Genomic DNA, 13,286 nt, shown 5'->3' with positions numbered 1-13,286 from the left:
ATTTATGTTACATGTATAAATATTATTTTACACCAATTAAAAGAAAAGAAAACCTCTAAATATGAACAATCTTAGAGGTTTTCCCTTTTTACTATGATATGGCTTGTATGGCTTGACGTTCTTACCCGTTTACAACGGAAATGACTTTGCGCACGGAGTCAGCGGATTGATCCAGAGCCACTTTTTCGTCAGCGGTAAGCTCAAGCTCGAATATTTTCTCGATACCGTCTCCGCCTAGAATTGTAGGTACGCCCAGGAATAGATCGCTGTATCCATATTCGCCTTCAAGAAGAGCGATAACCGGAATGATCCGTTTCTTGTCTTTGATGATCGCTTCAGTCATTTGTACCAGGGAAGCCGCGGGCGCGTAGTAGGCGCTGCCGTTGCCCAGGAGGTTGACGATTTCACCGCCGCCTACGCGGGTACGCTGAACGATCTCCTGAATGCGCTCAGCTGGGATGAGGGTGTCGATTGGGATACCGCCAACATTCGAATAACGAACGAGGGGAACCATGTCATCACCATGTCCGCCGAGCACAAAGCCGCGAACGTCTTCAATGGACACATTCAGTTCTTGTGCGATGAATGTGCAGTAACGCGCAGTATCGAGAACGCCGGATTGGCCGATAACGCGGTTTTTAGGAAATCCGAGCGTTTTATAAGCTACATAAGTCATAGCATCTGCAGGGTTGCTTAGAACGATAACGATGGACTCCGGAGCGACTCTTTTTACATTCTCGCAGACAGATCTTACGATTCCTGCATTGGTGTTCACAAGATCGTCACGGCTCATGCCTGGTTTGCGTGCTACACCGGCTGTGATGATGACGATGTCAGAATCGGCAGCATCATCATAGCTCGAAGTACCGGTAATTTGGCTGTCAAAGCCTTGTACCGGACTTGCTTCAAGCATGTCCAATGCTTTACCCTTGGTTGGGTTCTCAAGCTGTGGAATATCAAGCAGTACAACGTTGCCAAGTTCTTTTTGTGCCAGCATCAAAGCTGTTGTCGCACCTGTGAAACCGGCACCTACGACAGTAATTTTTTTACGAGTCAGAGTCATTGTTATTCCTCTTCTCTACATGTTATTAATGACTTCGTCTGCAAACTCAGAGCATTTCACTTGTGTTGCGCCGTCCATCAGGCGGGCAAAGTCATAGGTAACGGTTTTATTGTTAATGGAAGTTTCCATGCCCTTGTAGATCAGGTCAGCCGCTTCCTGCCATCCCAGGTGCTCAAGCAGCATAACGCCAGACAAGATAACGGAACCAGGGTTCACTACGTCTTTGTCGGCATATTTAGGAGCTGTACCATGGGTAGCTTCGAAAATAGCATGTCCGGTTACGTAGTTGATGTTGGCTCCCGGAGCGATACCGATACCGCCGATTTGTGCAGCCAGAGCATCGGACAGATAGTCACCATTCAGGTTAAGTGTAGCAATGACGTCAAAGTCGGTTGGACGAGTCAATACCTGCTGTAGAGCGATGTCCGCAATCGCGTCCTTCACGATGATTTTACCTTCAGCTTCAGCAGCGCTTTGAGCGGCGTTTGCTGCATCTGTACCGTCTTTTTCTTTGATGGCATCATATTGTGCCCAAGTGAATACTTTATCGCCGAACTCCTGCTCAGCCACTTCGTAGCCCCAGTTTTTGAAGGCACCTTCGGTGAATTTCATGATGTTGCCTTTGTGAACCAGCGTTACGCTCTTACGGCCATGTTTGATTGCGTACTCAACAGCAGCGCGAACCAGACGCTTGGAGCCCTCAGAGGATACTGGCTTAATACCGATACCGGAAGTTTCAGGGAAACGGATTTTGTTAACGCCCATTTCATCCTGAAGGAATTTGATAACCTTCTTCACTTCCTCGGAGCCTTCTTTGTATTCGATACCTGCATAGATGTCCTCGGTATTTTCACGGAAAATAACCATATCCACTAGCTCAGGATGCTTAACCGGAGAAGGAACGCCGTCGAAGTAGCGCACAGGACGCAGGCACACATACAGATCCAGCTCTTGGCGAAGAGCCACGTTCAGGGAACGAATACCGCCGCCGATTGGCGTAGTCAAAGGTCCTTTGATCGCTACGATATACTCACGGATGGCTTCAAGCGTGTCATTAGGCAGCCACTCTCCGTATGTATTGAAGGCTTTCTCGCCGGCAAACACTTCATACCAAGCGATTTTTTTGGAGCCGCCGTAAGCTTTTTCCACTGCAGCATCCAGAACGCGTTTGGAAGCTTTCCAAATATCACGGCCCGTACCGTCACCTTCGATAAAAGGAATGATCGGGTTGTTAGGCACCTGAAGCTTGCCGTTTGTGATTTCAATTTTGTCACCCTCGGTAGGAAGTGCGAATTTCTCTAATTTCATTATTACGTCCTCCTCGTTTTCATAAATATGCTTTCAATTTCAAAGATGGACAGTCATATAAGGGATCCGGAACCCCGCATGTAAAACGCAGTGTTACCGGTTCCCCTATTCTTTTTTGTCCATTAAGAGCGCTGTTCAACCGATACGTATTTCTGATCGGTAAGACCAACATACTCGGCACGCGGACGGATAATCCGGTTGTTTTCATACTGCTCGAGAATGTGTGCGGTCCATCCGGATACACGGCTGATGGCGAAAATCGGGGTAAACAACTCGTGATTGATTCCTAGCTGAGTATACACAGAAGCGGAATAGAAATCCACATTAGGTCTCAGACCTTTTTGAGTGTTTACGAGCTCATCAATTTTGACGGACATTTCGTACAGCGTCGTGTCCCCCTTCATTTCACCAAGCTCGCGTGACATTTTTTGCAAATGCTTCGCACGCGGATCGCCGTTTTTATAAACGCGGTGTCCAAAGCCCATGATCTTGTCACGGTTATCCAATTTTTGCTGGATGTAAGGCTCGACATTTTCCATGCTTCCGATCTCGCTCAGCATTCTCATGACCGCTTCATTGGCTCCACCGTGCAGTGGACCCTTCAAAGCGCCGATCGCAGAAGTCACACCGGAGTAGATATCTGAAAGCGTAGCCACTGTTACGCGGGCGGCAAATGTGGAAGCGTTCAGCTCATGGTCCGCATGGAGTACAAGCGCCTGATCCAAGGCTTTAACCGATACCTCATCCGGTTTTTCGCCTCTTAGCATATATAGGAAGTTCTCTGCAATGAAGAGTCCCGCTAGCGGAGCCACCGGCTCTTGGCCTTCGCGGATGCGTGCCAGGGCAGCGATTACGGTGGGCAGCTTGGCCTGAAGGCGGATTGCCTTACGCTCGTTCGCTTCACGACTCATATCATCGGCTTCCTTGTCATAGAGGGCAAGCGCCGATACCGCCGAACGGAGAGCAGCCATAGTATTTGTATCTTTAGGGTATAATTTCATTTGCTCAATAACTTGATCCGGAACCTTCGCTTCGTTACTCAAATCCTCATGGAGTTGTTTCAGCTCTGCTTGACTTGGCAGCTTTCCGAACCACAGCAGATAGGCTACTTCTTCAAAACTTGCATTGACTGCAAGATCATCGATGTCATAACCACGGTATGTGAGCACACCGTCCACGATGGAACTGATGGAAGAAGCTGCGGCAACAATTCCCTCAAGGCCTTTCGTAGCTGTCATCGTACATCTCTCCTTTATACAACGGATTTTCAACTGGATAAACGAGCCGTGAAAACATTTACATTTTACTCAAAAATAAAAAGTCGGCCGCCCGCCATTTCCATCTGACTTGAAGTCGCCAAGGAATGGAATCACTATTATCATAAAGGATTTTGTCGGATATGTGAACATATGTGTCCCTTGTAAAAACATCAAATTGTTTTATCAGACAGATAAAGATTTTTTTATCATCCGGCAAAATCCTTCTGTTAACGGCGATAAATCGTGAAATTTCCATCTTTCATTTTTTTCTCCAGCCACTTTAGTATGAGATAGCGGTAGAGCGGACGCGTAAGAGGAAAGACCATCGTAAACCCAATGATATCCGTTACAAATCCGGGAATAACCAGCAGCATGCCGCCTATAAAAACACACAACCCATCCACCATGCTTCTTCCCGGAATTTCTCCTGAGTTCATCCGTGCCCGGGAATCTTCCAGCACCTTGCGCCCCTCAAAGCGCATCATAACCATCCCGATCGCGGAGGTAACGATGGTAAGCAGAAACGTATTCCCTCCGCCTATCCAGCTCGCAACTAGGCTAAAGCCGTAAATTTCTACTGCGGGCACGATGATCATCACGGCAAGCAGCCATTTCCACATTAGCGATCTCCTCCCCCGCTTAGCGATTGCTCCAGTGCGATATAGAGCCCAGGAGCGCCCTTGTCCAGCCTTACAGGCTGCCATTCACGATTTACCCATACATGACTTGTCGAACCGGACACGAGCAATTCTCCAGGCAGCTCATGCTCCTCTGAATACTGCTTCTGGAACAGAAGTCCTCTCTCTTCATCCGAAAGTCTTCTGACTTCATACGCATACCCGATTCTTAATTTAGAAAAAGCAGTCATTCGAGTAAAAATCGTTATTTCATCGTCATATCGCGCCGGCTGGCTGAACTTCATATCCAGGTCCGTAACGGGAAGTAGAACGCCCTGATCTTCCATGCTTCGGTAACTAATGCCAAGCTCCCGAATCATTTCAGTCCGGCCGATTTCAAACCAATTCAGGTAGTTTGCGTGGTAGACCACTCCCATTTGGTCGCTCTCCTGATAACGGACACGAACAGAAGCCGTATACCAGCGGCAGAACTTGTCTCCTATGTCTTTTCCCATGTCTGCCATAATCCCTTCTTTGAAAATATAAAGAGTTAATTCAAGTATAACATAGGGCTTCACAACTCTCGAATTCGGGTCATAGGCAGCCGAAAAACAACAACACAGGTATTTTGTACCAGACATGCTCTATTCATTCAGGAAAAAACGATGTCCTCTTAACTTCCTCAGTCATAAAAAAACTGCGCAGGAATGATCCTGCACAGTCTTTTATATAAGAATCTATAACATTATCGTTCTTCAGACCAAGGGTCTCCTACAAGTTAGGAACCTGGCTGACTTTCACAAGGTTAGTCGAACCGGATTGTCCAAGCGGAACACCAGCTGTGATCACTACCAGATCTCCTGCCTTTACGATGCCGGTTTCCAGACCGCCCTTCAAGGAGTTCTCGAACATTTCGTCAGTAGAAGTTGCGACTTTGCCCTGAACCGGAGTTACACCCCAAGTAAGAGCCAGACGGCGCAGCGTACGCTCCTGTGTCGTTACAGCAATGATCGGTGCCTGTGGACGGTATTTGGATACCATACGTGCCGTATGACCAGATTCCGTGGAGGAAATGATCGCCTTCGCATTCAGATCCAGTGCGGAGATCGCTACGGATTGGCTGATCGCTTCGGTAACTGTCGTTTCTTGAGCGATTCTTTGCTTCAAGAAAATCTCGCGGTAGTCCAGTGCGGATTCCGCTTTTTCAGCAATACGGGACATAGTCTGAACGGATTCCACCGGATATTTACCAGCAGCTGTTTCGCCGGAGAGCATGATAGCATCGGTACCGTCGAAAATGGCGTTCGCAACGTCACTTGCTTCTGCGCGTGTCGGACGCGGGTTGCGCTGCATGGAATCGAGCATTTGGGTAGCGGTGATTACCGGTTTACCCGCAACATTACATTTTTCGATCATGCGTTTTTGTACAAGCGGTACTTCTTCAGCAGGAATTTCCACGCCAAGGTCGCCACGGGCTACCATCAGACCGTCGGAAGCTTCCAGGATTTCATCCAGGTTGTCTACGCCCTGCTGATTTTCGATTTTGGAAATAATTTGAATGTGTTCTGCGTTATGCTTCTTGAGCAGTTCACGGATTTCTTTAACGTCACTTGCTTTGCGGACGAAGGAAGCTGCAATAAAATCGATGCCTTGCTCGATACCAAACACGATATCGCTCGCGTCTTTCTCTGTAATACCTGGCAGAGAAATCGCAACACCCGGTACGTTAACGCCTTTCTTGCTCTTGATGGTACCTCCGTTGACAATGCGGCATTTAATCTCGGTGCCTTCAACACTTTCAACCGTCAAACCGATCAGACCGTCGTCGATCAGAATGGTGGAGCCCTCTTGCACATCACCAGGAAGATCCTGATAAGTGACGGAGATGCGGTCTTTGTCTCCTAAAATTTCTTCGGTTGTCAAAGTGATGTATTCATCTTGAACGAGTTCAATCGGCTCAACAGCCAGCTTGCCCGTACGGATTTCAGGTCCTTTGGTATCAAGCAGAATGGCTACTGTTTTGTTCAATTCTTTGGAAGCCTGGCGGATGTTTTTAATCCGGTTGCCGTGCTCCTCGAAGTCGCCGTGAGAAAAGTTCAGACGGGCTACGTTCATGCCGGCAAGAATCAATTTTTTGGTGTTTTCCAACGATTCACTGGAAGGTCCGATAGTACATACGATTTTTGTTTTACGCATTTTTGGGTTTCCTCCGTTTTTCTTAAATCTCTCTATCCTACATGTTTATCCAATGATCTAATCTACTACAAATTTAAGATTTTGTATAGGAACTTTGTCATATCTAGCATTGACAAAATTACACTATTCTATGACTCCAGGCGACGAAGATTGCTCATACGCGAACTTTCCGATTTTACGGAATTTCTGATATCTGTCTTCTTTTAAAGCCGCGCTATCCATGGCGGAGAGCTCCTTAAGGTGACTGACGAGGGCGTCTTTTATCGCGGATGCCGTCAATTCATAGTCTCTGTGGGCGCCGCCCACCGGTTCCGGAATGATTTCCTCGATGACTTCAAAGCCAAGCAGATCCTTGGCTGTAATTTTCATGGCCTCGGCAGCCTGATCGGCCTTGGACGCATCCTTCCATAGAATCGATGCCGCCCCGTTTGGCGAAATCGCCGAGTAAATGGCATGCTCCAGCATTAGCACACGGTTACCTACGGCCATCGCAAGAGCACCGCCGCTTCCACCTTCGCCGATGATTACACAAATAACAGGAACGCCGAGCGCCGACATTTCCCGCAAATTACGGGCGATGGCTTCGGATTGTCCCCTCTCTTCTGCTGTATTACCCGGATATGCACCTTTTGTATCGACAAAAGTAATAATCGGGCGTTTAAATTTATCCGCCTGCTGCATCAAGCGCAGCGCCTTACGGAAGCCTTCCGGATGCGCGCTGCCGAAGAAACGGGCGATATTGTCCTTCGTATCCTTACCTCTCTGCTGGCCAATGACCGTCACCGCTTGTCCATCCAGTTTGGCAAGTCCACCAACCACAGCAAGGTCGTCGCCAAATAAACGGTCGCCGTGCAGTTCGATGAAATCGCTGAAAATCAGCTGAATCAGATCAAGCGAAGTCGGGCGCTGCTGGTGTCTGGCCACGTGCATCTTCTGGTGAGGAGAGATGTTTGAATAAATCTCGTTTTCAAGCTCTGCATACCGCTCTTCCAATCTGGAAATTTCGTCGGTAAAATCGATACCCTTGTCCTGTCCGAATTGTTTCAGTTCGTTGATTTTTTGCCGCATTTCAACAAGGGGTTTTTCAAAAGGCAATTCTCCCGCCACTTAATATCCCCCTTTCACACTGTGAAGCTCAAGGAGCTTGTACAGCATCGGACGCAGCTCTTTGCGGTGGACCACCAGGTCCAGCTGGCCATGGGCCAGGTTGAATTCCGCAGTCTGGAAATCATCGGGCAGCTTCTGGCGGATGGTCTGCTCGATGACGATTCTGCCGGCAAAACCAAATACGGCTCCGGGCTCGGCAATATTAATATCACCAAGCGTGGCAAAACTGGCAGAAACACCGCCAGTCGTAGGATCCGTGATTACGGAAATATATAAACCGCCCTTTTCGTTGAAGCGGGCCAGGGCAGCGCTTGTCTTCGCCATTTGCATCAGGCTAAGAATGCTTTCCTGCATACGAGCTCCGCCTGAGGTGGAGAAAATGATAAGCGGCAGATCTTTTTCCGTCGCCACTTCAATCGCACGCGTAATCTTTTCACCTACAACCGATCCCATGCTGCCTGTGAAGAAATCGAAGCTCATGACGGCGATGACCACCGACAATCCATCGATTGTGCCTTGTCCGGTAATAACAGCCTCGCGCAGGCCGGATTTCATCTTCTGCTGCTCCAGCTTGGTTCCGTATCCCGGGAACTGCAACGGATCGACCGAAACCATGCCGCTATCAAATTCCTCAAACCCTTCTTCATCCAGCAGCATCTGAATCCGTTCCACGGCGTTCAGACGCATATGGTAACCACAGTTCGAGCAGACCTTCAAATTCTTTTCTAGCTCTTTCCTGTATTGAATAGCACCGCATTTGGCGCATTTATTCATGAGCCCTTCAGGAACTTCCCGCTTGGGTCTCTCGGTTTCGCCAGGCTCGCTGCCTCTTCCTACTCGATCTGAAGGAATGGTCGCGTACTTTCTTTTTTTCTGAAATAAGTCTTTAAACACAACTACACCTCTCCAGCCGTTAATTTACTCAGCCGCATCTTCGCTCAGGTCCATATAAACGCCATGGCCCTCGTTTCTCGAACGATTAAGGATGCAAGATGGAATTCAGCACTTCTTGGACTTCCTCCAGCTCTCCAGAGGGCACCAGAATTTCGAATTGCTGTTTGGATAAGTTGATCGGACGGCTTTTCACCATAAACCCTTCTTCCGTTAATTTGGCCTGGATCATTTCCGCTACCTTAGCGGTAGGTGCGATATAGATGACCGTCCACATGCCTTTCATAAGCCCCCTAATCTCATGTTCTTGAGCCCGTATAATGAAACAATGATAACATAACTCTGTTTTTTCCCGCAACAAAGGGCTTGGAAACCATTCGTGAGATCAGGGGCTTCAAAAGGGTTGGAAGAAGGTTTATGACTCGGAACACTCACAGAACGTCCGGATACATCTTGGCCCCTTTATGCCTGTGCGCTATGCGGGCTGAAGCGGCTGCGGCAAGCCCTGCCACAAGATCATCTAAAAAAACATGAATTTCATTTTCTTTATCGTTAAGCTCCGCGATAATACCGGTTTTTTCCTTATCGAGATAACCAAAGCTGGTCAATCCGATCATACCATATACGTTGGTGATACCAAGTGCCAATGTCTCGTCCACGCCATACAAAGGCTCATCCGCCTCCATAATCGCCTGAAGTGGCTGAGGCAGCAGCTTACGCTCTGCAAGCTCATCGAGAGCAATTCCCGTAAAAAGGGTATACTGCACCTCACGCTTGCCAAGTACCGCGTTAACGCTATCGATACAGTCTTGCCTTGTCAAAAGAGGGTGATACACCAGCTGCAGCTGGTGTACGATATCGGCAATATCCTCAACCTTGACTCCCCGGCGGTTTAACATGGCCACCGCTGCTTCATACGACATCCGAAATTCCCCCTGCATACGCGCCAGAAAAGTTTGTTGCTCCAAATCTGGCAGACGCCTAAAATGTTGTCCCTTGAATAGGTGTTCCTAAGTGTATGCGGGTGCAAGCTGAAACGTTCGTAAATTCTCGGTTAAACTTGCCAGATCAGCCGAATAGACGGGTACCCGGCAGCATTGAAGACCGCCGGGCAGTGAATCCATTTATTTGATTCGCACAGTCTCTTTTCCAAGAATCCCTTCCATCTGATTGAACAGCTGCGGGGAAGGCTTGATGCGGTAGCTGTCACTAAGTGCAAGCAGCTTCTGGCCTTCTTCGTAGAACAACACCGTCTGTACCGGCCCCGGATGCTCCTGCAGCAGCACTTTCAAGCGGGTCAACAGATCCGGATTGCGCTCTGACTGCGGCGTAATCTTGACAAACACGCGCTGCTCTGCGGCCTTATTCCGCTTCGGAGCAGGTAGGGCACTTGAAGAGTCGGCCTCTGCTGATGCAGCTGCCGTGCCGGATAGCTGCGCCTCTGTGCCCGTCGTTACCGGAGACGGCTTTTGCACCGGCTTCTGAGCTGGCTGCTTGGCAAAGCTTTTGCTCCCCGAGACAGATCTGGCCCTTGAACGCTTCACAAGCTGCTCAAGCGACGCTTCATCCAGCCGCAGCACGTCTTCCGCCAGCAGCTTGAATCCCTCATCCTGCTGCTGGACCTTGGCACGGAGTGCGAGCAGCACGCCTTTTTCAATATACGGAGAGCTTCGCTTCCACACTTCAGGGAAGAGTACTACTTCACACCGTTCGATCTGGTCTTCCACTTCCATGAATGCCATAGCTTTACCCTGTTTGGTCGTAATCGTCTTGACGGAGATGACCATGGCAGCTACAACGGTATATGACTCGTCAGCTGCCTCTGTAAGATTCATCAGCCGGTCCATACCGGGTCCGTCCAGCGCTTCATCGAAATCGTCAAGTGGATGTCCGGACAGGTACAGCCCCAGCAGTTCGCGTTCAAGCTCCAGCTGCTGCCCGGCAGAGAAAGCCGGAATTTCGGGATACTCGATATCCCAGTTCGGCGTCTCGACAAAATCAAACAGCTGAATCTGCAAATCTTCGCGTTCCTTGCGCCATTTCACGGCTGCTTCCACGGTTTCGTCGAGCATGGCCAGCAGCTGCGCCCGGTGACCCGGGAGTGAGTCAAATGCTCCTGCCTGAATCAGCGACTCAATCACCCGCTTGTTGACGACTCTTAAATCGATCCGGCGACAGAAATCAAGCAGGCTCTCGAAGGGCTTCTCCTCTCTGACCAGCATGATATTCTCCACAGCCTGCGTGCCTACGTTTTTGATGGCTCCAAGCCCAAACCTAATATGTCCGGGGGCTGCTTCCTCCCCGCTCGTTTCCGTTCTATCTGCGGCGACCGGAGTAAAAAGCACACCGCTCTCGTTGATATCCGGTGGCAGGACGTGGATGTTCATCCGCCGGCATTCCACCACATACTCCGCAACCTTGCGATGGCTGCCCATGACCGCGGTCAACATGGAAGCCATGAACTGCACTGGATAATGCGCCTTCAGATAGGCCGTCTGGAACGCAAGAACCCCGTAAGCCGCAGCATGCGCCCGCGGAAAGCCGTAATCGGCAAACCGGACGATCATATCATAGACCCGGTTGGCATCGTCCTCGGTGTATCCTTGCTTCAAGCTTCCTGCGACGAAATGGCTGCGCTCCTGATCCAGCACCTCGCGTTTTTTCTTCGACACGGCGCGGCGGAGCAAATCCGCTTCCCCAAGCGAGAAACCGGCCATCAGCGAAGCGATTTTCATAATTTGTTCCTGATATACGATAATTCCGTAAGTATCGCCCAGAATCGGCTTCAGGTCTTCCTGCGGATAATCAATCTCAATCAGACCGTGCTTGGCCTGAATAAACTTCGGTATGAACTCCATTGGACCCGGGCGGTACAAAGCTAGGACCGAAATAATATCCTCGAATACGGAAGGTTTCAGATCCTTGAGCACTCTCCGCATGCCCGCGGACTCCAGCTGGAAAACGCCGGTGGTATCCCCGTTTCCCAGCATGTTGTAAGTCTTCTTATCGTTATCGGCAACACGATTGAAATCCGGCGGGTTCCCGGTTGCTTCCTCAATCCAGTTCATGCAGCGCTCGATGATAGACAACGTCCGCAGACCCAGAAAATCCATCTTCAAAAGGCCGATGCTTTCCACATTTTCCATCGAATACTGGGTTAATGCGGTCTGCTCGCTGCCCTCTTGGAGCGGCACGGCATCGGTAAGAGGGTCGCGCGAAATGACGACGCCTGCGGCATGTGTCGAAGCATGGCGCGGCATGCCCTCCACCTTCATGGCCATGTCGAGTAATTCGCGGATTTTCGCGTTTTGCTGATAATATTTTTGCAGCTCCTCGCTAAGCTCGAGCGCCCGCTGAATGCTGATGCCATGCGCGCTAGGGATCAGCTTGGCCGCTTTGTCCACGTCCCCGTAAGGCACGTTCAGAGCCCGTCCCACATCACGGACCGCGGCCCTCGCCGCCATCGTACCAAAAGTGATGATTTGGGCCACATGCTCATTACCGTACTTCTCAACGACATAACGAATGACCTCATCCCGTCGTTCATCGCTGAAATCGATATCGATATCCGGCATGGTTACCCGTTCCGGGTTAAGAAACCGTTCAAACAAAAGATGATATTTGATCGGATCGACATTGGTAATCGCAAGCACATAAGCCACCAAGCTGCCCGCCGACGACCCCCTTCCGGGACCTGTGGCGATTCCTTGGCTGTGGGCATGGGCGATGAAATCCCACACGATCAGAAAATAATCGCTGAAGCCCATGCTGCCAATGACACCAAGCTCATAATCCAGGCGTTTGTTCAGCTCTTCCCGGCCTTCCGGCGAAGACCACAGTTCTGTGTTCTCATAGCGCTTGGCAAGGCCCTTCTCGCAGAGGGAACGCAAATATTGCACCGAATCCATGCCTTCGGGCAGCGGACGGAATTCCGGAAGAATGGATCTGCCAAATTCCAGCTCCAGATTACATTTGTCCGCAATCGCGGCCGTGTTCTCAAGCGCCTGCTTCACATGCGGAAACAAGCGTTCCATCTCTTCCCCGCTCTTGAAATACAGCTGATCCGTAGGGATTTGCAGCCTGCTTTCGTCCTCGATGGTCTTGCCCGTGCCGATGCAGATCAGGACATCCTGCATGGCGGCATCCTCGCGTTTCAAATAATGCACATCGTTCGTAACCGTCAGCTGAACGCCCAGCTCCTCCGCCAGCTGAATCAGCTGCGGATTCACGCGTTTTTGCTCAGGCAGTCCGTGGTCCTGCAGCTCAAGGTAAAAATCTTCCCCAAAAATATCACGGTACCGGATCGCCGCCATGCGGGCTTCCTCCATTCTGCCATGCAGGAGATGCTGAGGCACTTCGCCGCCCAGGCAGGCGCTAAGGCAGATAATCCCCTCATGGTAGGCTTTCAAAGCTTCCATGTCGATTCGGGGTTTATAATGATAACCTTCCAAATGGCCGATGGAGCACAGCTTCATCAAATTCCGGTATCCGGTCTCATTTTTGGCCAGAAGGATTAAATGGTAGATCGGCTGATCCTTGCGGCTTCCCCGTTCCTTGCGCGAACCGGCCGTCAGATAAGCCTCACAGCCGATAATCGGCTTGATACCAGCAGATTTGCACGCTTTATAAAAAGGCACAGCACCGTACATGACCCCATGGTCCGTCAGTGCCAGCGCCTTCATCCCGTTTTCAGCGGCTTGGCGGACAAGGTCCGAGATCCGTGCCGCTCCATCCAGGAGGCTGTATTCGCTATGCACATGAAGATGCACAAATGAACTCATATCTCTTCTCCTTTTTGTCCGCTTTCATGTCGTAGAGCAGTCTTCATCTCTTTATATTATTTTA

General features: G+C 49.9%; 11 protein-coding genes. All 11 read right to left on the bottom strand.

Translation table 11 applies throughout. The features are described 5' to 3' along the window. Nucleotides 1-121: 121 nt before the first annotated feature. On the bottom strand, nt 122-1,063 hold the full coding sequence (mdh, locus tag MUG84_RS00335) for a malate dehydrogenase (protein ID WP_244717503.1): 942 nt from the start codon (nt 1,061-1,063) through the stop codon (nt 122-124). A gap of 15 nt (nt 1,064-1,078) precedes the next feature. After that, the gene (icd, locus tag MUG84_RS00330) at nt 1,079-2,371 is read right to left on the bottom strand and encodes an NADP-dependent isocitrate dehydrogenase (RefSeq protein ID WP_244717500.1); all 1,293 of its coding nucleotides are present in this window, start codon (nt 2,369-2,371) and stop codon (nt 1,079-1,081) included. 122 nt (nt 2,372-2,493) lie between these two features. Next, on the bottom strand, nt 2,494-3,609 hold the full coding sequence (gene citZ, locus MUG84_RS00325; protein ID WP_244717481.1) for a citrate synthase: 1,116 nt from the start codon (nt 3,607-3,609) through the stop codon (nt 2,494-2,496). 248 nt (nt 3,610-3,857) lie between these two features. Further along, nucleotides 3,858-4,250, bottom strand: coding sequence for an FxsA family protein (locus MUG84_RS00320; RefSeq protein ID WP_244717478.1), 393 nt, complete (start codon nt 4,248-4,250; stop codon nt 3,858-3,860). Continuing rightward, on the bottom strand, nt 4,250-4,762 hold the full coding sequence (locus MUG84_RS00315) for an acyl-CoA thioesterase (protein WP_244717475.1): 513 nt from the start codon (nt 4,760-4,762) through the stop codon (nt 4,250-4,252). The genes MUG84_RS00320 and MUG84_RS00315 overlap by 1 nt, the downstream gene beginning before the upstream one ends. Nucleotides 4,763-5,018: 256 nt before the next feature. Beyond that, nucleotides 5,019-6,443 carry a pyruvate kinase gene (pyk, locus tag MUG84_RS00310; protein ID WP_244717456.1) on the bottom strand — a complete coding sequence of 475 codons (1,425 nt, stop codon included), beginning with the start codon at nt 6,441-6,443 and terminating at the stop codon, nt 5,019-5,021. Nucleotides 6,444-6,566: 123 nt separating this feature from the next. Beyond that, nucleotides 6,567-7,550, bottom strand: a complete 984-nt coding sequence (locus tag MUG84_RS00305; protein ID WP_244717452.1) for an acetyl-CoA carboxylase carboxyltransferase subunit alpha — start codon at nt 7,548-7,550, stop codon at nt 6,567-6,569. Next, nucleotides 7,551-8,444, bottom strand: coding sequence for an acetyl-CoA carboxylase, carboxyltransferase subunit beta (gene accD / locus MUG84_RS00300; RefSeq protein WP_244717434.1), 894 nt, complete (start codon nt 8,442-8,444; stop codon nt 7,551-7,553). An 85-nt stretch (nt 8,445-8,529) separates the two neighbouring features. After that, entirely contained in the window at nt 8,530-8,718 is a 189-nt protein-coding gene (locus MUG84_RS00295) for a glutamate decarboxylase (protein ID WP_244720840.1), read from the bottom strand. A 154-nt stretch (nt 8,719-8,872) separates the two neighbouring features. After that, on the bottom strand, nt 8,873-9,364 hold the full coding sequence (locus MUG84_RS00290) for a phosphatidylglycerophosphatase A family protein (RefSeq protein WP_244717431.1): 492 nt from the start codon (nt 9,362-9,364) through the stop codon (nt 8,873-8,875). 201 nt (nt 9,365-9,565) lie between these two features. Next, complete coding sequence (locus MUG84_RS00285) at nt 9,566-13,222, bottom strand: DNA polymerase III subunit alpha (RefSeq protein WP_244717428.1); 3,657 nt, start codon at nt 13,220-13,222, stop codon at nt 9,566-9,568. Nucleotides 13,223-13,286 lie beyond the last annotated feature (64 nt).

The sequence above is a fragment of the Paenibacillus mangrovi genome (assembly GCF_022898935.1).
Lineage (GTDB): Bacteria > Bacillota > Bacilli > Paenibacillales > Paenibacillaceae > Paenibacillus_AQ > Paenibacillus_AQ mangrovi.
Note: the sequence above shows the minus strand (reverse complement) of the source record. Positions and strands in the feature narration are given on the sequence as shown.